General features: G+C 69.8%; 17 protein-coding genes. 13 read left to right on the top strand and 4 right to left on the bottom strand.

From position 1 onward, the window contains the following. Positions 1–39: 39 nt before the first annotated feature. From DFH01_RS15360 to DFH01_RS15305, 12 genes are all read left to right on the top strand, one after another. Positions 40–771 carry an HpcH/HpaI aldolase family protein gene (locus DFH01_RS15360; protein WP_109871317.1) on the top strand — a complete coding sequence of 244 codons (732 nt, stop codon included), beginning with the start codon at positions 40–42 and terminating at the stop codon, positions 769–771. 1 nt (position 772) lies between these two features. Beyond that, positions 773–1,693, top strand: coding sequence for a substrate-binding domain-containing protein (locus DFH01_RS15355; protein WP_158287771.1), 921 nt, complete (start codon positions 773–775; stop codon positions 1,691–1,693). 17 nt (positions 1,694–1,710) lie between these two features. Beyond that, a complete protein-coding gene (locus DFH01_RS15350; RefSeq protein WP_109871315.1) occupies positions 1,711–2,676 on the top strand; it encodes a tripartite tricarboxylate transporter substrate binding protein in 966 nt (321 codons plus the stop codon). A gap of 10 nt (positions 2,677–2,686) precedes the next feature. Beyond that, the gene (locus DFH01_RS15345; protein WP_109871314.1) at positions 2,687–3,556 is read left to right on the top strand and encodes an amidohydrolase family protein; all 870 of its coding nucleotides are present in this window, start codon (positions 2,687–2,689) and stop codon (positions 3,554–3,556) included. Positions 3,557–3,709: 153 nt separating this feature from the next. Next, on the top strand, positions 3,710–4,636 hold the full coding sequence (locus DFH01_RS15340) for an alpha/beta hydrolase (RefSeq protein ID WP_109871313.1): 927 nt from the start codon (positions 3,710–3,712) through the stop codon (positions 4,634–4,636). 44 nt (positions 4,637–4,680) lie between these two features. Continuing rightward, positions 4,681–5,697, top strand: coding sequence for a tripartite tricarboxylate transporter substrate-binding protein (locus DFH01_RS15335; RefSeq protein ID WP_109871312.1), 1,017 nt, complete (start codon positions 4,681–4,683; stop codon positions 5,695–5,697). 26 nt (positions 5,698–5,723) lie between these two features. Continuing rightward, a complete protein-coding gene (locus DFH01_RS15330; protein WP_109871311.1) occupies positions 5,724–6,236 on the top strand; it encodes a tripartite tricarboxylate transporter TctB family protein in 513 nt (170 codons plus the stop codon). Continuing rightward, positions 6,236–7,741, top strand: coding sequence for a tripartite tricarboxylate transporter permease (locus DFH01_RS15325; protein ID WP_109871310.1), 1,506 nt, complete (start codon positions 6,236–6,238; stop codon positions 7,739–7,741). The genes DFH01_RS15330 and DFH01_RS15325 overlap by 1 nt, the downstream gene beginning before the upstream one ends. Before the next feature lie 13 nt (positions 7,742–7,754). Continuing rightward, positions 7,755–9,032, top strand: a complete 1,278-nt coding sequence (locus tag DFH01_RS15320) for an LVIVD repeat-containing protein (protein ID WP_109871309.1) — start codon at positions 7,755–7,757, stop codon at positions 9,030–9,032. Further along, on the top strand, positions 9,029–9,709 hold the full coding sequence (locus DFH01_RS15315) for a substrate-binding domain-containing protein (RefSeq protein WP_109871308.1): 681 nt from the start codon (positions 9,029–9,031) through the stop codon (positions 9,707–9,709). The genes DFH01_RS15320 and DFH01_RS15315 overlap by 4 nt, the downstream gene beginning before the upstream one ends. Continuing rightward, positions 9,706–10,689: an aldo/keto reductase gene (locus DFH01_RS15310; protein ID WP_109871307.1), complete on the top strand. Its 984-nt coding sequence runs from the start codon at positions 9,706–9,708 to the stop codon at positions 10,687–10,689. Before DFH01_RS15315 ends, DFH01_RS15310 begins: the two co-directional genes overlap by 4 nt. A gap of 74 nt (positions 10,690–10,763) precedes the next feature. Next, on the top strand, positions 10,764–11,984 hold the full coding sequence (locus DFH01_RS15305; protein ID WP_109871306.1) for a sensor domain-containing phosphodiesterase: 1,221 nt from the start codon (positions 10,764–10,766) through the stop codon (positions 11,982–11,984). 10 nt (positions 11,985–11,994) lie between these two features. Here the strand turns inward: DFH01_RS15305 and DFH01_RS15300 are convergent, their stop codons facing one another. From DFH01_RS15300 to DFH01_RS15290, 3 genes are read right to left on the bottom strand one after another with little or no spacing between them, the layout of a single operon-like run. Continuing rightward, positions 11,995–13,497 (bottom strand): tripartite tricarboxylate transporter permease, encoded by a 1,503-nt coding sequence (locus tag DFH01_RS15300; RefSeq protein WP_109871653.1) that lies wholly within the window; start codon positions 13,495–13,497, stop codon positions 11,995–11,997. Between the two features lie 39 nt (positions 13,498–13,536). Continuing rightward, the gene (locus DFH01_RS15295; protein ID WP_199231244.1) at positions 13,537–14,148 is read right to left on the bottom strand and encodes a tripartite tricarboxylate transporter TctB family protein; all 612 of its coding nucleotides are present in this window, start codon (positions 14,146–14,148) and stop codon (positions 13,537–13,539) included. Next, complete coding sequence (locus tag DFH01_RS15290) at positions 14,148–15,164, bottom strand: Bug family tripartite tricarboxylate transporter substrate binding protein (RefSeq protein ID WP_109871305.1); 1,017 nt, start codon at positions 15,162–15,164, stop codon at positions 14,148–14,150. Before DFH01_RS15290 ends, DFH01_RS15295 begins: the two co-directional genes overlap by 1 nt. A gap of 192 nt (positions 15,165–15,356) precedes the next feature. Here DFH01_RS15290 and DFH01_RS15285 point away from each other — a divergent pair, with 192 nt between their 5' ends. Continuing rightward, a complete protein-coding gene (locus DFH01_RS15285) occupies positions 15,357–16,142 on the top strand; it encodes a fumarylacetoacetate hydrolase family protein (protein WP_109871304.1) in 786 nt (261 codons plus the stop codon). Between the two features lie 50 nt (positions 16,143–16,192). Here the strand turns inward: DFH01_RS15285 and DFH01_RS15280 are convergent, their stop codons facing one another. Further along, on the bottom strand, positions 16,193–21,370 hold the full coding sequence (locus DFH01_RS15280; RefSeq protein ID WP_109871303.1) for a Calx-beta domain-containing protein: 5,178 nt from the start codon (positions 21,368–21,370) through the stop codon (positions 16,193–16,195). Positions 21,371–21,388: the final 18 nt, after the last annotated feature.

Below are 21,388 nucleotides of genomic sequence, written 5' to 3'. Positions count from 1 at the left end.
GCGCAGCGAAGGCTTGCCGAAGGCGGGACCGTCCTGTGCATGGGCGTGCGGCAGACCCGCACCCCCGACATCGCCCAGATCGCTGCGGCCTGCGGCTTCGACGCGCTGTATCTCGACATGGAGCACAGCCCGCTCTCGATCGAGACGGTCTCGGCGATCTGCGTGGCCTCGGCCGGCCTCGGTATCGCGCCGCTGGTCCGGCCGCCCGGCCATGGCGCGGACTGGATCGGGCGGATCCTGGACGGCGGCGCGCAGGGCCTCATCGTGCCGCATGTGAACACGGCAGCCGAGGCCGAGGCGCTGGTGCGCGCCGCGCGCTTCCCCCCGCTCGGCCGGCGTTCCGTGATGGGCGCGGGGCCGGGCGTGCGCTATCGCGCGTTGCCGCTCGGCGAGATCAATGCCGCGCTCAACGCCAACACAACCCTGGTCTGCATGATCGAGACGCCGGAGGGCGTGGCGAACGCCGAGGCCATCGCCGCCGTTCCCGGCGTGGACGTGCTGCTGATCGGCTCCAACGATCTGTGCACGGAGATGGGGATTCCCGGCCAGCTCCGTCACCCCGATCTGCGTGCCGCCTATGAGCGCGTCGCAGCCGGCTGCGCAAAGCATGGCAAGCTGCTGGGCGTCGGCGGCATCCGCGGCGATGCGGAGTTGCAGCGCGACCTGATCGGCCTCGGCGCGCGCTTCCTCATCGCCGGCAACGATGTCGGCTACCTGATGGGTGCGGCGCGGGCGGATGTCGCCACGCTGCGGAAACTCATCGGCGGCTGAGATGGCGCGCGGTCGCCTCACGCTGCTCTCGGCCGCCGAGCGACGCTATTGCGAGCCGCTTCTCGCCAGCTTCGCGGCACGCCATCCGGCGGTGGAGCTCGACTTCGTCTTCGGTATCAGCACCTCCCTGCACCAGCGCTTCCTGGCCGAGCTCGCCGCCGGCGACGCGACCGCCGACCTTATCTGGAGCAGCGCCATGGACCTGCAGATGGGCCTGGTGCTGCAGGGCGAGGCGCAGCCGCATGGCGTCGCGCATGGCCTGCCGCACTGGGCAGCGTATCGCGACCTTGCGCTATCCACGACGGCGGAGCCGATCGTCACGCTGATGCGCGGCCCGCCCGCGCCGGCGGGCACGCCGGGCGAACTCGCCGCGCTGCTCCGCGCGCAGGCTCCGCGGTTCCGCGGGCAGGTGGTGGTGCCCGACATCGAGGCGAACGGCCTCGGCTTCCTTTCCATGTTGCGCTGGAGCCTTGAGGCGCCGGAATTCGGAGCGATGCTGGACGCGCTCGCCGCCGTGGCGCCGCGCCCGGTCGGCTCCATCGGGCAGCTTGCCGCCGCCATGGAGCAGGGGGCGGGGCTCGGGCTGCATGTGCTTGGCGCCTATGCCGCGCGCGCGGCAGCGGCGCATCCCGACCTGTCCGTCGCGCCTTCCGCCGCGCCACCGGCGGCGGTGGCGCGCGTCGCCTTCATCCCCCGCCGCGCCGCCAACCCGGAAGCGGCCGCGGCCTTCCTCGCGCATCTCGTTTCGCCCGAAGGGCAGGCGGCACTGGGCGCGGCGGGGCTCTACCCGCTCCTCGGCGCGGCGGCGCAGCCCGTCTCCTCGATCGCGCTGGACCAGGGATTCGAGCGCCTGCTCGACCCGGCGAACCGCGAGGCGATGCTCTCAAGCTGGCGCGAAGCCGTCGGCCGCAAACACGCGTGAAGGGAGGACACCACGCCATGAACCGTCGGACCCTGCTCGGCGCACTTGCCGCTGCGCCGCTCGCAAAGCCGGCCTTCGCGCAATCCGGCTGGCCGGATCGGTCGCTGCGCATCGTCGTGCCCTTCGCGCCCGGTTCCTTCACCGACACCTCCGCGCGCCTGGTCGCGGCCGAGATGTCCGGGCCGCTGGGTCAGCAGGTGATCGTGGAGAACCGGACCGGCGCAGGCGGCACGGTCGGCGCCACCGCCGTCGTGCGCAGCCCGGCCGACGGCTACACCATGCTGCTGACGGACAATTCGCTGGCGATCTCGCCGGGCCTCTATAACAACCTGCCCTTCGATCCGCTCAAGGACCTGCAGCAGGTCAGCCAGATCGCGACCTCGCCCTCCATCCTGCTGGTGCGTCCCGGCCTCGGGCCGAAGACGCTGGCGGAGCTTGTGGCCCTGGCGAAGCAGAAGCCGGGCGAGATCACCTTCGGCTCGGGCGGGCAGGGCTCCTCCGCGCATCTCGCGATGGAGCTGCTGCTGAATGTCGCGGGGATGCGCGCGTTGCACGTGCCGTTCCGCGGCGTGGCGGCCGCGATCCAGGAGGTGATCGCGGGGCGCGTGGACATGGCGATCGCGAGCCTCGCTTCCGGTGTCGCGCATGTGCGCGGCGGCTCGCTGCTGGGCCTTGCCGTCAGCGGCGATGCGCGCAGCGCGATGCTGCCCGACGTGCCGACCTTCGCCCAGGCCGGCCAGCCCGGCTACACCATGTCCTATTGGTGGGGCATCGCCGTCGCCTCCGGCACGCTCGCGCCGATCGTCGCGCGGTTGAACAGGGAGGTGGTCGCGGCCTGCGAGAAGCCGGCGCTGCGCGAGGCGTTCGCGCGGCAGGCCGCGGTGCCCGTGACCTCCACGCCCGAGGCAATGAGCGCCTTCCTCGCGCGCGACGTCGCGCTGTGGAAAGAGGTGATCGCCCGCGCGGGCGTGAAGGTGGAATAGGAGAGCCCGCTTGCACGAGAACGAACCGCCGCCGGCCTTCCGCGCGCCGCCTCTCTCCTGCGACGCGCATTTCCACGTATTCGGCCCGGCCGAGCGCTATCCCTACGCGTCCTCCGAGCCGCTGCGCTACGCACCCCCGGTCGCGGAGCTTGCGGACTACATGGCGCTGGCAAGGCATCTCGGCATCGAGCGTTTCGTCTTCGTCCAGCCCAGCGCCTATGGCCGCGACAATGCCTGCATGCTGGACGCGATGAAGCAGATCGGGCCGCAGCGCTGCCGCGGCATCGTGGACATCGAGGAGGACGCACCCGACGTCCTCCTCGCGGAGCTGGACGCAATCGGCGTGCGCGGCGTGCGGATCAACTACTCGCCCGTGAAGCCGCATGTGCCGGGCTTCTCCGCGACCATGCTGCCGCGCATCCGCCGGTTGGAGGCACGGTGCATCGAGCTCGGCTGGCACCTCGATTTCCTCGGCCCGGGCTGGCTGACGGAGGAGCTGCTGCCCACCTTCGCCTCGCTGCGCTGCCCCTTCAGCGTTGCGCATATGGGCATGTTCCTGGCGAAGGACGGGCCAGCCCAGCCGGGCTTCCTGAAGCTTCTGGAGATCGTGCGCGGCGGCGCGGTGCAGGGCTATGTCAAGTTCACCGGCACTTACCGCATGGCGACGCCGCCCGGCTTCGCCGATGCGGTGCCGATGGCGCGTGCCGTGATCGAGGCTGCGCCGGACCGGATCATCTGGGGCAGCGACTACCCGCACCTCTCCTTCGCGGATCAGGTCGGCTCCGTGCAGCTCTTCAACCTGCTCAAGGATTGGGCACCTGAGGAGGCGATGCGCCGCAAGATCCTCGTCGACAATCCGGCGGCGCTATTCGGATTCTGACGATTGCAAGCGTCTGGCCGGTCTTGACGGGACTGCGGCGACGCCCGAATGATCGAGCAAGATCAAGCAACCACGACGCGAGGGATGTTCCAGGATTGCCCGGGCCGAGGCCCGGCAAGCCGGCCCCTTGCGCGGCGAAAGGGAACGTGCCGGATGACGCAGCCTGTGACGGGCGTCGAGCATTGGACGGACAAGGGCGATGTCCGTCTCTTCCTCTGGGAGAAGCGCTCGGTGGCGCCGGGTCCGCGGCGCGGGATCATCCTCTTCATCCACGGCTCCTCCATGGGCTCCCAGCCCACCTTCGACCTGCAGGTGCCGGGGCGCGACGACACCTCGGTGATGGATCTGTTCGCGCGTGCCGGCTACGACACCTGGTGCCTGGACAATGAGGGCTACGGCCGGTCCTCGAAGCGTCGCGACATCATCTGCGACATCGCGACGGGCGCCGACGACATCGAGCGCGCGGCCGAATACATCGCCGCGCAGCGCGGGCCTGAGCCCCTGCTGGTCTATGGCATCTCCTCGGGCGCGCTGAAGGCGGCGCTCTTCGCGCAGCGCCGGCCGGAACGCGTGAAGCGCCTGGCGCTCGATGCCTTCGTCTGGACCGGGGAGGGCAGCCCGACGCTGGAGCAGCGGCGGAAGAAGCTGCCGGAGTACCAGGCGGCCGGGAAGCGGCGCCCGATCGATCGCGACTTCGTGCGATCCATCTTCACGCGCGACCATCCCGGCACCGGGGACGAGACCCTGGTGGAGGCCTTCGCGGACGCGATCCTCGCCCTCGACGACAGCGTGCCGATCGGCACCTATGTGGACATGTGCCTGAACCTGCCAGTGGTGGATCCGGCGAAGATCACGGTGCCGACCATCGTGATGCGCGGCCAGTACGACGGCATCGCGGGCTTCGACGACCTGATCGAGTTCTTCAGGCGCCTGCCCAACGCGGACAAGCAGTTCGCGGTGATGCCCGGCATCTCGCATGCCAGCTTCCAGCAGAAGAACCACGCGCTGGTGAAGCACATCCTGGCATCCTTCTTCGCGCAGCCGGACCCGGTCTACCGGGGCGCGGCCGAAGGCCACTGAACGTCGCCGGCGCGCCGCCGGTCCAACGGGAGGAGACAACGACGATGGGCTTCACCAACCGCATGATCGGCCGCCGCGCCTTCGGGGCCGGCGCTGCCGTCGCCGCGCTCGGCGCTGCGTTGCCGCGCGGCGCATCAGCGCAGTCCGGCTTCCCCACGCGCAATTTCCGCGTGGTGATCCCAACCGGCCAGGGCGGCGGCGCGGACCGCCTGGCGCGCGCCTTCGACGACGCGTGGTCGAAGCTGCTCGGCGGCCGGCAGTTCGAATACGAGTTCTTCCCGGGCGCGGCCGGCCAGGTGGGCTACGAGCTCTACGTCAACCGGCGCGATCCGGACGCCTACAACCTGCTCTTCGGCAACATGGGGCCGGAGATGATCATGTATGCCCTCCAGCGGCCGCGCTTCCGCTTCCCCGAGGACATCTCCTATTTCTGCCGTACCGACATCGACGACAGCGCCATCTTCGTGAAGAACGACTCGCCCTTCCGGCGGGTCGAGGACATCGTTGCGGAGGCGAAGCGCCGGCCGTTGAACGTCGCGGTCAGCCGCATCCCGCACCCGGCCTCCATCGGCATGCTGGCGCTGGGCGAGGCGCAGGGTGCGCGGTTCAACCTGATCCCCTATGGCGGCGGCAGCCCGACGCTCGTCGCGGTGATGAACAGCGAGGCCGACATCGGCGCGCTGCCGGTCAGCGGCCTCACGCTGCAGCGCGGGCGCCTCAAGGTGCTCGGCGTCTTCGCGCGCGAGAACGTGCTGGCCGACCTGACGGAGAATGCGCCGACCATCAACCAGGTGTTCGGCACCCGCATTCCGGACCTCTATTCCTCGCGCGCCTGGGCGATCCACACCCGCGCCATCGAGCGTTTCTCGGACCGCTTCCAGATCCTGGAAGACACGGCGAAGAAGGTCTTCGACGATCCGCTGTTCAAGGAGTCGATGGAGAAGGTCGGCCAGCCGGCGCAGACGCTGCGCTTCGGCGACCGCGCGACCTGCACGGAATACGCCCTGGCGATGATCGAGCTGGCGAACCGCTACCGCCAGCAGCTTTCGGCGCAACGCTAGCCCAAACCCGGCCGGAGGAGGTTCGAATGCAACGCCAAGGCAGCGACCCTCCGCCGATCGGGCAGGAGCTGATCATTCCGGCCCTCGCGGTCGGCTTCACCGCCTACTATTTCTGGACGGTGCAGGAACTGGCCTGGGAGGCGAAGGCCAACGGCATCGTCATCGGCGCCATCCTCCTGCTGCTGGTGGCGCTGCTGCTGTTCCGCGTGGGCTGGCGGGTGGCGAACCGGCAGGCCACGTTGCGCTTCACGCTTGGGGGCGATCCCGAGACGGATCGGGTCCGCCTGATGCTGATGGCGCTGATGGTGGCGTTCCTCGTCGTTCTGCCGCTGCTCGGCACCAGCATCACGCTCGGGCTGATGCTCTTCATCGGCATGTGGCTGCTGGGCGGTCGGCACTGGCCGAGCCTGATCGGCGTCTCGGTCATCACGCCGCTGCTCGTCTGGGCCACGCTGATCGTCATCCTGGGCACGCGCTTCCCGCTCGGCCCCTTCGAGCATGCGATGGCAGCGCTCTTCGGCATCGGGCCGGTGGACTGATGGAACTCGACCTCGCGACGATCGCCGATCTCTTCGGCCGGTCCTTCTCGCTCTGGTGGGCGATCATCCCGGGCATCGCGCTCGGCCTCGCGGTCGGCGTGCTGCCGGGCTTCTCGCCGCAGAACACGCTGATCATCCTGCTGCCCGTGACGCTGGCGATGGATGTGGAGGCGGCGCTCGCCTTCATGATCTCGCTCTACTGCGCCAACCATCTGTCGGGCGGCATCCCGGCGATCCTGGTGAACATTCCGGGCAGCGCGGGTGCCGCCGCCACCTGCATCGACGGCTACCAGATGACGAAGAAGGGCCAGGCGCAGCAGGCGCTGATGCTGTCCTTCATCGCATCGGTGGCCGGCGGGCTGATCACTTCCGTCGCCGTGCTCGGCGTCCTGCCCTTCCTTGCGGAACTCGGCCTGATCCTGCGCTCGGTCGAGATGGTGGTGATCATCCTCTTCGGCTTGACGCTGATCGCGGTGCTGGCCGCGAAGGACATGCTGAAGGGCCTGATCGGCGGGGCCTTCGGCCTGATGCTCGGCGCAATCGGGACCGACCAGGTCTATTCGACGCCACGCGCCACCTTCGGCTTCCTGGAGCTGTATGACGGGCTGCCGCTGGTGCCGGTGCTCATCGGCCTCTTCGCCATCAGCGAATGCCTGGTGATGCTGGAGGAGAAGTTCGGCGGCGGCAGCAAGCCAGCCACGCAGCAACGCCCGCAATGGGCGGATACGCTGGACGGCATCCGGCTCTCCCTGCGCTACTGGTGGCAGATCGTCTGGACCGCCTTCCTCGGGCTTGCCATCGGCGTGATCCCGGGCGCGGGCGCCTACATCGCGTCCTTCGTGGCCTACCAGCAGTCGCGGCTGTTCTCCAAGACGCCGGAGAAATACGGCACCGGCTTCGCCCCCGGCGTGATCGCGCCGGAAAGCGCGAACAACGGCGTCACCTCCGGCACGCTGGTGCCGACCATGGCCATCGGCATCCCCGGCGGCTCGACGGCCGCGGTGATGATGATCGTGCTGCAGTACCAGGGCATCACGCTCGGGCCGCGGCTGTTCCAGGACAGCCCGAACATCGCCTACGGCGTCTTCGTGATGATGACGGTCGCCTACATCTTCATGATCCCGCTGATCCTGCCCATGGCGCGCTACGCATCCAAGGTGGTGACCGTGCCGGTGCATGTGATCGTGCCGCTGATCCTGGGGCTGACGGTGATCGGCGCCTTCGCCGACCGGGAATACATGTTCGACATGGCGCTCGCGCTCGGCTTCGGCGTGATCGGGTACATCGCGGTCAAGACCAACTACCATGTCACCTCGATCCTGATCGGCGTGCTGCTCGGCCCGATCTTCGAACGCTACCTGCTGCGCAGCCTGCGCATCGGGCAGGGGGACATCATGGTGCTGTTCTCCTCGCCCATCGCGAATGCGCTGTGGGTGCTGCTGGTGATCTCGGTGGTGCTGCCGATCTGGCGCGAGCGCCGGCTGGCGCGGCGCGCTGCTGCCTGAAGGAAGACACAGGATGAGCGAGGGCGCGGTTTCCGCGAAGGGCCTCAGGCGGATCGCCTGGCTGGACATGCCGGGCGGCGGCCAGGTCTATGTGGATGGAGGCTACGCCTATATCGGGCACATGGAGCCGCCGCACGGCACCTCCATCGTGGACGTGTCCGATCCGCGGAACCCGCGCATCGTCGCGCGCCTCGACCCACCGTCGAGCGGCTCGCACACCCACAAAGTGCGTGTCGCTGGCGACATCATGGTCACGAATGTCGAGCAGGATCAGCGGCATGCGCTGCGCCGCGCAAAGCGCATCCCGGAGATCGAGGCTGCCTATCTCGCGCAGCATGGCCGCGCCATCAGCGATGTGGAGCTCGCGGCCGCGATCAAGGTGAAGCCCGGCTTCCTGCCGCGTGCCCGCGCCTCGCTGACCGAGCCCGCCTATGCCGAGGGCGGCTTCCGAGTCTGGGATATCCGCGACCGCTCCAACCCGAAGCTGCTGACGCACCAGCTCACCGGCGGTATCGGCGTGCACCGCTTCGACCTGGATGCGCGCTACGCCTACATCTCGACCGAGATGGAGGGCTATGTCGGCAACATCCTGGTGATCTACGACATCGCCGACCCGGCGAAGCCGCGGGAGGTCTCGCGCTGGCACATGCCGGGCCAGCACGTCGCCGCCGGCGAGGTTCCGACCTGGCAGGGGCAGCAGCACCGCCTGCACCACACGCTGCGCCATGGCGACCAGCTCTTCGCCGCTGTGTGGTATGCTGGCTGCCGCATCCTCGATGTCAGCGACATCACGAGGCCGAAGGTGGTCGGCGAATACCGCTACCATCCACCCTTCCCGGAGCCGACGCACACCTTCATGCGCGTGCCCTTCCAGATCGGTGGCCGCGACATCGCCGTGGCCGTGGACGAGGAGCACGAGCATGTCGCGGGCCAGTTGCATGGCGGCCTCTGGGTCTTCGACGTGACGGACCCCGCGAAGATCCAGCCGCTGTCCATGTGGCACCTGACCGAGCTGGACAATCCCTACGTCAAGGCCGGCGGCCGCTTCGGCGCGCACCAGTTCCAGGAGCACATGGAGGACACCTGCCTCTACACCACCTGGTTCGGCGGCGGGCTGCGCGTGGTGGACATCGCCGATCCGACCGCGCCGACGGAGGTGGCGCACTGGCTGGCGGAGCCGCCGCCCGGCCAGAGCAGCCCGCAGGCCAACGACGTGGACACCGACGCGCGCGGGCTGGTCTATGTGCTGGACCGCAACCGCGGCCTGGAAATCCTCGAGCGCACGGCATGACCACGCCGCCGGCCTTCTTCTGCGGCGCGATCAAGACGGCGGTGGAGCGGCTGGACTGGCCTGGTCATCCGGAGATCGCCTGGGGCACGGTGGGCGCGCTGCGCGACCGCGTGCTGGAGGGTGAGCGCCCCGCGGTGATCGTGGTCAGCGACGACGCGCTGGAACGCCTCGCCGCGCGCGGGCTGATCCGGCGCGAAGCGATCCTCAAGCTCGGCCTCGCCGGCACCGGCCTGGCGCTGCGCGAGGGTGCGCCGCGCCGGCCCATCGACACGCCGGACGCATTCCGCGCCGCGCTGCTCGCCGCCGAGAGCATCGGCTGGGCAGAGGGCAGCAGCGGCGCCACCGCCGGCAAGCACTTCGAGGCCGTGATCGAAAAGCTGGGGATCGCCGATGCGGTGCGGGCCAAGGCGAAGCTTGTGCGCTTCGGCGTCGAGGCCGTCGCCGCCTGCGGCCGCGGCGAGGTGGAGCTTGCGGTCAGCCAGGTGACGGAGATCGTGAACCGTCCCGGTGTCTCGCTGCTCGGCGAGTTTCCGCCGCCCTACGACCTCGCCACCGGCTATGCCGCGGCCCCGGTCGCGGATGGCGCACAGGCGGAGGCGATCCTGGCCATGTTAGGCTCGCCCGCCATGCGCAATGCGCTGGACGCCATTGGCTTCAGGCAGGAGAGAGCGCCATGACCGCCCAACGCCGCGCCCTCGGCGCCAACGGCCCGCTCGTGTCGCGCATCGGGCTCGGCTGCATGTCGCTCTCCGGCGTCTATGGCGATGCCGACGACGCGGCCTCGGAGAAGCTGATCCATCACGTGCTGGACCAGGGCGTGAACCACCTCGACAGCTCCGACATGTATGGCTGGGGCCACAACGAGGAGGTGATCGGGCGCGCGATCAAGGGCCGCCGCGACCAGGTCTTTCTCGCCTCCAAGTTCGGCCAGATCCGGCGCGAGGGCGGCGGCAACGGCGTCGACGGATCGCCGGCGCATGTCGCGGCGGCCTGCGAGGCTTCGCTGAAGCGCCTCGGCGTGGACCACATCGACCTCTACTACCAGCACCGCGTGGATCCGAACGTGCCGGTGGAGGAGACGGTCGGTGCGATGACGCGGCTGGTGGAGCAGGGCAAGGTGCGCTGGCTCGGCCTGTCGGAAGCCGCGCCGGATCGCATCCGCCGGGCGCATGCGGTGCATCCGATCAGCGCGATCCAGACAGAATACTCGCTGCTCTACCGCACGGAGGCGGAGCAGACGCGGGAGGTGACTCAGGAACTCGGCATCGCCTTCGTCGCCTATGCGCCGCTTGGCCGCGGCTTCCTCTCCGGCACCATCAACACGCTGGAGGATGTTGGCGGCCGCCGTGCGCAGCATCCGCGCTTCCTGCCGGAGAATTTCGCGCACAACCACGCGCTGGCGATGCGCGTGGCCGATTTCGCGCGGGAGAAGGGCTGCACGCCGGCGCAGCTCTGCTTGGCCTGGCTCCTGGCGCAGGGCGACGACGTGTTCCCCATCCCCGGCACGCGCAGCGCCAGCCGGTTCGACGAGAATCTGGGCGCGCAGGATGTGGTGCTGACGGCGGAGGAAGCGGCGCGCATCTCCGCCACCATCCCGGCCGGTGCCGCCGCCGGCACGCGCTATCCCGCCGGCGGCATGAAAGGCGTGTTCATCTGAAACCGCGGCCCAGTTAGCCGGGCGTTAGTCCCTGAAGCGGCATTTCCTTCCCGGCCAAAGCCGGGGAGGAGTGCATGACGAAGATCTCCAGTGCATGGCCGGACCCGGCCTTCCCGGGGCGGCACGTCATCCAGGACGCGCTGATCGCCATCCGCAACCATCTCGGGATGGAGGTGGCGTATCTCTCGGAATTCTTGGGAGACCGCTCCGTCTTCCGTCATGTGGACGCGCCGGGCCTCGAACATCTGATCAAGCCGGGCGACAGCATGCCGCTCGCCGATGTCTACTGCACCCATATCCTGGAAGGCCGGCTGCCCGAGCTGATCCCGGATACGGCGGCGGAACCGCTGGCACGGGCGCTGCCGATCACGCGCAACGTGCCGATCGGCGCGCATGCCTCGTTGCCGATACGCCTTCCGGACGGCTCGCCCTATGGCATGTTCTGCTGCCTGAGCCCCCGTCCGAACCCGACGCTGAACCGGCGCGACCTGGAGACGATGCGGGTCTTCGCGGGCCTCGCGGCGAGGCAGGTGAATGCGGAGCTGGAAGCGCAGCGGCAGGGGCAGGCACGCCGCGCGGCGCTCGATGCGGTCATGCAGGGCAGCAACTTCTCCGTCGTGTTCCAGCCCATCATGGACCTCGCGCGGATGTCTACCGTCTCCTGCGAGGCGCTTTGCCGCTTCAGCCCGCAGCCCTACCGGTCGCCCGACAAATGGTTTCGGGACGCGGCCGAGGCGGGACTGGCCGTGGATCTGGAACTGATGGTCATCGAGCGCGCGCTCGCGGCGTTGGATGCATTGCCGCAAGCCGTGACGCTGTCGGTCAACGCCTCGCCCGAAACCATCCTGAGCGGCCGGCTGGAGGAGGCGCTTATCGCCCGCCATCTGCCGCGCACCGTGCTGGAACTGACCGAGCATGCGATGGTGCCGGACTATGGCGCGCTGCAGTCCATCCTGGCGCCGCTGAAGAATCGCGGGCTGAAGATCGCCGCGGATGACGCGGGCGCCGGCTATTCCGGGCTGCAGCACCTGATCCAGCTCCAGCCCGACATCATCAAGATGGACATGAGCCTGACGCGCAGCCTCGATGCCGATCCGGCGCGCCGCGCGCTGGCCAGCGCGATGACCTATTATGCGCGGGAAACGCGGGCCATCCTGGTGGCCGAAGGCATCGAGACCGAGGCGGAACTCGCCACGCTGCGCAGCCTTGGGGTGGACCGGGGCCAGGGCTACCTGCTCGGCCGCCCCGCGCCCCTGGCCGCCCTGCTCGGGCCCGCACTGGCGGCCGCGGCCTGAACCGGGCGGTTCACGCGACGGCCGGCCGAGCGAGACGCAGGCGCAGCGCCGACAGCAGCGGCCAGGCCGCGAGCACGATGCCGGCCGCCATGATCGAGCCCGACAGCCAGTTGTGGAAGAACACCGTCAGGTCGCCCTCGCTGATCAGCAGCGACTGGCGGAAGGCTTCCTCCGTGCGGTCGCCCAGCACCAGCGCCAGCACCAGCGGCGCCAGCGGGTAGTCCAGCTTCTTCAGGACGTAGCCGATCACGCCGAAGGCCAGCATCAGCACGATGTCGAATTCGGCGTTGTTCACGGTGTAGGCGCCGATCGCGCAGACCACCAGGATGATCGCCGCGATCACCGCGAAAGGTACGCGCAGGATTGCCGCGAACCAGGGCACGGCGACCAGCACGATCAGCAGCCCGGCGATGTTGCCGAGATACATGCTGGCGATCAGCCCCCAGACGAAGTCCGCCTGCTCCACGAAGAGCATCGGCCCCGGCTGCAGCCCCCACATGATGAGGCCGCCGAGCAGCACCGCCGCGGTGGGCGAGCCCGGCACGCCGAGCGTCAGCATCGGCAGCAGCGCGGAGGTGCCGGCGGCGTGCGCTGCCGTCTCCGGCGCGATCACGCCCTCGATCCGTCCCTTGCCGAACTCCGCGCGGTGCTTCGAGATGCGGCGCGCCACGCCATAGGACATGAAGGAGGCGGGCGTCGCGCCGGCAGGCGTGATGCCCATCCAGCAGCCGATCAGCGCGGAGCGCAGCGCGATCGCCCAGTGGCGCGGCAACTCGCGCCAGGTGCGCAGCACCACCTTCAGGTCGATGCGCGCCTTCTGGCCGCGGAAGCGCAGCCCGTCCTCGATGGACATCAGGATCTCGCTGATGCCGAACAGGCCGATCACGGCGACGAGGAAGTCGAAGCCGCGGATCATCTCCGTGCTGCCGAAGGTCAGGCGGAGCTGTCCGGTCATCGCATCCATGCCGACGGCGGCGAGCAGGAAGCCGAGCATCATCGCCATCACGGTCTTCAGCGCGGAGCCGCGGCCCATGCCGATGAAGGCGGCGAAGGAGAGGAACATCACCGCGAAGAACTCCGGCGGGCCGAAGCGCAGCGCGAAGCCGGCGATCACCGGCGCGACGAAGGTGATCATCACCACCGCGACGAAGGCGCCGACGAAGGAGGAGGTGAAGGCCGCCGTCAGCGCCTCCCCGGCGCGGCCCTGCTGCGCCATCGGATAGCCGTCGAAAGTGGTGGCGACGCTCCATGGCTCGCCGGGGATGTTGAACAGGATCGAGGTGATGGCACCGCCGAACAGCGCGCCCCAGTAGATGCAGGAGAGCATGATCACCGCCGAAACCGGCGGCATCGCAAAGGTCAGCGGCAGCAGGATCGCGATACCGTTGGCGCCGCCGAGGCCGGGCAGCACGCCGATCAGCACGCCGAGCACGACGCCCACCAGCATCAGCACCAGGTTCTCGGGCTGCAGGGCCACGGCAAAGCCCTGCATCAGCAGGCCGAACTCGTCCATCATCCGCTCCGGAATGTCGTGGGAGTCGGGAGCCTCGGGTCAGTAGCCCAGAAGCTCCTCCAGCGGTCCCTTCGGCAGCGCGACGAGGAACCAGATCTCGAACACCGCGAAGGCGACCAGCGCCGTTGCGACGCCGCTGGCGGTCGCCCGCAACGGGCCGAAGCCGCCGAGGCGCCACATGAACCAGGCAACGAGCAGCGCCGAGGCGACATAGAGCCCGATGAAGGGGATCGCCGCGACATAGATCGCGGTCGGCACGAAGACCGTCGCGACCGTGCGCAACTGCTCCCAGCTCAGGAACAGCGGTGCCGCGCGGCCGCGCAGCTCGCCCCCGCGCGGGCGTGCCGCGAGCGCGACGCCGACCAGGTTGATCGCCGAGGCGGTCACCAGCAACAGGCCGATCCAGAAGGGGAAGTAGCCGGTCTGCGGCCCGTCCGCGGCCCAGCCGGCACCGAGCCGCAGGCTGTCCCAGATCGCGGCGGCCCCGGCGGCCATGAAGCCGAGGGAGGCGACCGCCTCCATCGTTCCCACGCCGACGCCGCCGTGCGCCGCGGTCTGCGGCACGTGCAGCTCCATCCCGACTGCGCCGGCCGCCGCGCCATCCGGCGCGCGCGGCGGATGGCGCGGTTCCTCGCCCGTCACCAGGGGCATCAGCTCTGGCCGGCGAGGAAGCCGGCTTCCTGCATCAGCGCCCGGTGGCGTTCCTCCTCGCGCGCGAGCCAGGTGGCGAAGGCGTCGCCGGTCATGGTGGTGGTGTTGAAGGCGCCCTGCGCCATCAGCTCGCGCCATTCCGGCGTCTCGCGCACCTTGCCGAGGAGATCGGCGTGGAAATCCAACTGCGCGGGCGTGATGCCGGGCGCGCCCATGATGCCGCGCAGCATCAGGTATTCCACATCGAGGCCGGATTCCTTCGCCGTGGGGATGTCGCGCCACGCCATCGTCTCGGTCATCTTCTCGGTGCCCGCCAGGCGCTGGCTGTCGAAGACGCAGAGCGGGCGCAACGCACCGGCGCGCCAGTGCGTCACCGCCTCGATCGGGTTGTTGACCGTGCTGTCGATGTGCCGCCCGACCAGCTGCACCGCCACCTCTCCGCCGCCACGGAAGGGCACGTAGTTGAAGGGCGCGCCGGTGGCGCGCGTGATCGCGGCGGTGATGATCTGATCTTCCTGCTTCGATCCGGTGCCGCCCATGCGCAGGCGGCTGCCCTTCGCCGCCTCCACGAACTCGCCGACGGTCTTCCAGGGCGACTCTGCGTTCACCCACAGCACGAACTCGTCCAGCGCCATCATTCGGATCGGCGTGAGGTCGCGCCAGCTGAAGGGCACGCCGGTGGCCATCGGCGTGGTGAAGAGGTTGGAGAGGGTGATGATCAGTACATGCGGGTTGCGCCGCGCGCCCTTCGCTTCCAGGAAGCCTTCCGCACCGGCGCCGCCGGCCTTGTTCACCACCACGATCGGCTGGCGCAGCAAGTTGTGTTTGGAGACGATGCCCTGGATGGCGCGCGCCATCTGGTCCGCACCGCCTCCGGTTCCGGCCGGGACGATGAGCTGCACCGGCCGCGTCGGTTCCCAACCGGCGGCCGACGCGCCGCGCCCGCCCAGTGCCGCCATGCTCACTCCGCCGCCAAGGCCCAGCGCCAGGCTCCGGCGCGACACCAGCTTCGACATCCGTGCGACTCCCTCCATGCGGCGCGCTGGGCGCCCGCGCTTCCATCTCCAGGGCCTCGCGGCCGTGGCGTGTCACGACGGATGGGGCGGAAACCACTGTAAAGCAAAGAAAATCGTGTAAAGCGTGGCGGGGGCCTTGCCGGGCGCATCCGGCTGCTGCCTGTTCGCTGCCGGCAGAACGGGGGAAGGGACATGGTCCTGTGGGTCCGCTACGCGCATGACGGCGCGGAGGGTTTCGGCATGCTGGAGGGAGAGGCGATCCGCGTACATGCGGGCGATCTTTTCGCCGGCGCCACGCCGACCGAGGAGACGATCGCGCGGGCCGATGTCGCCCTGCTGCCGCCGGTGCGGCCCGGCCTGTTCGTCGGTCTCTGGAACAACTACCGAGAGGCGGCGGCGAAGCAGAACCTGGCGATCCCGGAGACGCCGCTCTACTTCCTGAAGTCGCCGCGCAGCGTCATCGGGCCCGAGGCGCCGATCCGCCCGCCGCCCTCCTACGCCGGCCGTGTGATCTACGAAGGCGAGCTGGGCCTGGTGATCGGCAGGCGCGTGCACGACGTGGATGAGGATGACGCCGCGGCGGCGATCTTCGGCCTCACCTGCGTGAACGACGTCACCGCGCTCGACCTGCTGAACGCGGATCCTTCCTTCGCGCAGTGGGCGCGCGCCAAGGGCTGCGACAGCTTCGGCCCGATCGGCCCGGCGATCGCGACCGGCCTCGACTGGTCCGCGCTGCGCGTGCAGGTGACGCTGAACGGACGCATGCGGCAGGACTATCCGTGCAGCGACATGATCCTGCCGCCCGCGCGCATCGTGTCGCTGCTCTCGCGTGAGATGACGCTCGAGCCCGGCGACGTCATCGCCTGCGGGACCAGCGTGGGCGCGCTGCCGATGCGCCCCGGCATGGCCGTGGAGGTCACGATCCAGGGCATCGGGACACTGCGGAACGTCTTCGAAGGCCCCGTCGGAGCGGGCTGAGCGGCAGAGGCGGGCGCTTCCACCCCCAGCGCCCGCCGCTGCGGGCGCGCTCAGCCGACCAGGATGTCGGTGCCTTGCACGAGCCCTGTGACGCCGAACAGCAGAATGCCACCAGGGTCGTTGGCGAAGCCGATCCAGGTGCCGTTCGCCACTTCCCGCACCGCCAGGCTGTCGCCGTTGAGCGTGATGCGGATGGCGTCGCGCCCGGCCTCGAAGCCGCGCACCAGATCCACGCCGTCCGTTCCGACGACATAGATCAGCAGGTCCGGGTCGCCATCGGGCAGCGCCGATCCAGGCCCGCGGAGATCGATGTAGTCCTGGTCGGTGAGCAGCACCTGCTGCGCGCCGGCCGGCCCCCGCAGGATGGCCGTGCCGCCGTCAGCGCCGCCGATCACCGTGTCCGCGCCCTCACCGGCGCTGATCACGTCCAGGCCGGCCCCGCCCGAGATGGAATCCGCGCCGGCGCCACCAAGCATGCGGTCGCTTCCGGCGTCGCCCTGCAGCGTGTCCGCACCCTCGCCGCCGGCCAGAAAGTCGTCCCCGGGGCCGCCTTTCAGCAGGTCGTCCCCGTCGCGTCCCAGCAGCACGTCGTTGCCATCGAGGCCGCGCAGCCGGTCGTCGCTGTTCCTGCCGACAATGCGGTCGACCGCCGGCGTGCCGCTGCGGTCGCGGCCGACCTCGACGACGAAGGTCTCGTCATGGGGTGCCCCGGCGAGGTCCGTCGCGCGCAACGTCAGGTTCAGCAGCGCACCGTTGGTGAAGGGCAGGGGGCGCGCGATCTCCAGCGCATCGCCGTCGATGGCGAAGAAGCCGCGCGGGTTGCCGCCCGGCGCGAAGGACAGCGAGACGCTGTCGCCCGCGTCCGGGTCGGTCGCCGTGATCCGCGCCACCAGGCTGCCTGGCGGCAGGTAGGACGCCACCCGCTGGTCCGAAAGCGTGATGTCGTCGGGCGCCTGGTTGCCGGCGTCGTCGTTGACGAAGGTGCCTGTGGCCGAGAGCGGGCCAGTGGTGGACAGGGTGCCCTCGCTGGCCGAGAGCAGTGTCAGGACCACGTGCTCGTCGGCTTCCGGCCGCGTGTCGCCGGCGGCGAGCACGTTGACGAAGCGCTGCGTCTCGCCGGCGCCGAAGGTGATCTCGAAGGTACCGAATCCGTTGCCGAGGCCGGTGCCGCCATCGGCGACGGTGGCGATGTCGTCGGCGGTGGTGCCGCCGCTGCCGCCGATCGAGAATGTCACGACCGAAGCGTAGGCAAGGTCGCCGGTGCGGGTGATGACGAACTGCAACAGCCCGCCGGTCGCATCGCCCTCCGGCGCAACGCCGGCGGTGGCGGAGGACAGCGCGATCTCCGGATAGACGTCGTCGTTGACGAAGGTGCCTGTGGCCGAGAGCGGGCCGGTCGCGGACAGCGTGCCCTCGGTGGCGGAGAGCAGCGTCAGCACGATGCCTTCGACATTTTCCGGCACGGCGTCGCCGGTGGCGATCACGGTGATGATGCGCTCCGTCTCGCCGGGGTCGAAGGTGACCGTGAAGTTGCCGAAGCCGGCGCCGAGGCCTGTGCCGCCATCCGCGACGGTGTCGACGTCGTCGGCGGTGGTGCCGCCCGCGCCGGCACCCACCGAGAATGTCACGACCGAGGCGTAGGCGAGGTCGCCGGTGCGGGTGATGACGAACTGCAACTGCCCGCCGATGGCGTCGCCCTCCGGCACGCTGCCGGCGCTGGCGGAGGACAGCGCGATTTCCGGGTAGATGTCGTCGTTGGTGAAGGTGCCGGTGGCGCTCAGCGGTCCGGTGGCGGAAAGCATTCCCCCGGTGGCGGAGAGCAGCGTCAGCACCACGCCCTCGTCGGCCTCCGGCACGGTGTCGCCGGCGGCGATGACGGTGATGGTCCGATCGGCCTGGCCGGGGTCGAAGGTGACCGTGAAGTTGCCGAAGCCGGCCCCGAGGCCTGTGCCGCCATCGGCGACGGTGGCGACGTCGTCGGCGGTGGTGCCGCCCGCGCCCGCGCCGACCGAGAATGTCACGACCGAGGCGTAGGCGAGGTCGCTGGTGCGGGTGATGACGAACTGCAACTGCCCGCCGATGGCGTCGCCCTCCGGCATGCTGCCGGCGCTGGCGGCTGACAGCGCGATCTCCGGGTAGGCGTCGTCGTTGGTGACGGTGCCGGTGGCGTTCAGCGCCTGCGTGGTGGACAGGGCGGCGCCGCTGGCCGAGAGGATGGTCAGCCGGATGCTCTCGTCGGCCTCGGGCAGCACGTCGCCGAGCGCGAAGATCGTGATGTTCGTCGCGTCCTGGCCTGGGTCGAAGGTCGCCGTGTAGATGCCGAAGCCGGTGCCGAGGCCGTCGCCGCCATCGGCGACGAGGCCGACATCGTCCGACGTCGCGGCGACGCCGCTCAGCTCGCCGCCGACCGAGAAGGTGACGGTCGCGCTGCCCGAGAGGTCGCCGCTGCGCACCAGCCGGAAGACCATGGACCCGCCCTGCGCGGAGCCGGGCAGGTCGCCCTCGGCCGCGCTGACGACCGTCGGCGGATCGAAATACACCACGCCCGTGCCCGGCGCGTCGTCGTCCAGGATCGTCACCTCGATCAGCGCGTTGCGCGGGTCCACCGCGCCGGGATTGCCGCCTGTCGGGCCGTCAATGGTGACGGTGAAGCCTTCGTCCGCCTCCGCCACCGAATCACTGGTAATCAGGATCAGGAATTGCGCCTCCGCCTCGCCGGCTGCGAAGGTGTACTGCGCCTGCGTGTTCTGCTCGAAGCCGCCGCGGGTGTCGTCTTCCTCGGCGCTGTCGCCGGCGAGCGCAGGGGCGATGCTGAACAAGATCGTGGCCTGGTCCAGCACGCCGCTGCGCGCGATCGTGAAGAAGTACTGGCCGTCGGTGCCCGTGCCTTCCTCGACGGTGAAGCCGCTGCCGGTCAGGCGGTAGACCGTCGGTGCGAAGGTGACGGTGATCAGGCCGAGGTCGGTGTTGCCGCCGGCGCCGCTGTCGTCCTCCATGAAGTAGACGAAGCTGCCGGTGCTGCCGCCGACATCGGGTGACACGCGATAGCCCAGCGTCTCGTTGGTGGCGGGGTCGAGGACCGCCTCGAAGCTGCCGACGAAGTTGCCGAAGCCGGTGTGGCGCACCGCATCGCCATCCGCGTCGACGGTCGCGTCCTCGAGCATCTCCAGGGTGATGACCTCGCCGGGCGCAAGGGTCAGCGCGAAGTCGCCGGCTTCGGGCGCGGTGTTGTCCACCAGGATGGTGACGGTGGCCGCGGCGACGTTGCCGAGGACGTCGCGCACCGCGTAGGTGGCCTCGTCCTGATACGGGATCGCCTGTGCATTCGGATCAGCCTCGTAGCCGATGACGCCCGGGATGCCCGACCCCGTGACGATCTCCTGACCGAAGAAGCCGCGCCCGAGCTGCGTCAGCACGAAATCAGCCGGCCCCGCGCCGGGGCTCACGAGCTGCAGGCTGCTGCCGCCGTCATTGCCGAGCAGCACGGAGACCGGCAGAACGCCGGTCTTCCCGAAGCTCCAGCGGATCGTGTCGGCATTCGCCTCCAGCGGCTCGGCGATCTCGAATCGCAGTGTCGCGCTCGGATACGGGAAGGTCGGCTGGGCGCCGCCGAGGTCGGGCTGGTCGATGATGCCGTAGGTAATGGAAAAGCCGCCGGCGTAGTCGGCCACCGGCGTGAAGGTGATGCCGCCGAGGTCATTGTTGCCGAAGCCGGCCAGCGTTCCGAACGGCCCCGTGCCGCTGCCGTTGTAGAAGGCCAGGGTGACCGGATCGCCATCCGGATCGGCATTGCCGGGCGCGCGGACGATGGGCCCCCAGTCGAAGCTGTTGGCGACGCCTGGCTGGACGTAAAGCGTCTGGTCCGTCGCCACGGGCACTCGGTTGGCGAGGGTGACCTGCACGGAGGCGCTGTAGAAGGTCCCGTCCGTGTCCTGGGCGTCGTACTGGAAGCTGACGGTTCGCGCGGCCGTGCGGTAATCCGTGAGGTAGAAGAGTTCCGCGGACCGATCGATGCTGAGCATGAAGGTGCCGTCGTTGAAGAAGGCGCCGTCGGAGACGCTCACACCACGGTCGTTTGCCAGCAGCGTCGCGAAGGGGATGACGATCGTGCCGCCGATGGTGCCGCGCACGACGTCGTCCAGCGCCTCGGGCGGAGCCGTGACCGGCTCGATGGTGACGGTCGCAGTGCTGCCGAGCTCGACGAAGCCGTTCGCTTCCATCTGCGTGCGGTACGTGAAGCGCAGCGGCGCGGTCAGCGGGTTGTCGAGGACTGCCAGCAGCAGGCCTTCCGGAAACTCGGCGGGTTCGTAGCCCGCGTTGGCGATGTCTGCGGCATCGCGCAGCACGGAGAAGAAGGCGATCCCCGGCCCGGCGACGGGCAGGATCGCATCGAAGGTCAGCGTGTCGCCATCCGGGTCGAAGTCGTTGGCCAGCAGGGCAGCGATGCTGATCGCGACCTCCTGCGTGCCCGCCGCGCCCTGCACGGTGTCGCTGTAGGAGAAATGCGCGCGCCCGATGCCGGAGGCAGAGCTGCCCTCGTAGATCGCGGACCAGTCGACCAGCGTGAGCGGCACGGCCCCGTTCGCCAGGTCCTGCGCCGTCACGCCGAAGGCGAGTTGCTCGACGTCCACCACCTCCGCCCTGAAGCCGCTGCCGGGCCCCATGCCCAGGAAGTTGACGAGGAAGCTCGACAGGAGAGGGGCCGCGTAGAATTGCGGCGTGCCTTCCAGCGCGAGCACGTCGTTGCCGTCGCCCCCGAAGACCTGGTCGTGATCGCGCGGCCCGGTGTCGGACCTGCCTGCCGCCAGCGTATCGTTGCCCGGCCCGCCGCTGATAACGTCGTCTCCGTCGCCGCCATCGATGACGTCGTTGCCGCTACTGGTGGAGGGTCCCGCCCCGAAGATGTCGTAGTCGTCGCCGGTCAGGTAGTCGGCGCCGGCGTCGCCGATCAGCGTGTCGTTGCCCGCCCCGCCCACGCCGCTGTCGATGCCCGACGCGCCCGCGACAATGCTGTCATTGCCCTCGCCGCCATCGAGCAGGCCGAAGCCGCTGCCGGATGTGACGAGGGTGTCGTTGCCGTCCTCCCCGAACAGCCGGTCCGTCCCGCCCGTACCGGCGCTGAGTCCGGTCAGGGAGTCGTCGCCGGTATCGCCATAGATCTCGTCCGGCAGGTCGGCGCGACCCGGCAGCGTGTCGGCATTCGGGGTGCCGGGGATGGTCTGCGACATGGTGCAACGGGCTCCGCC

It is taken from the genome of Falsiroseomonas bella (genome assembly GCF_003173615.1).
In the GTDB taxonomy this organism is placed as follows: Bacteria; Pseudomonadota; Alphaproteobacteria; order Acetobacterales; family Acetobacteraceae; genus Falsiroseomonas; species Falsiroseomonas bella.
The sequence above is the reverse complement of the archived record's forward strand: the minus strand, read 5'-3'. Positions and strand labels throughout refer to the sequence as shown.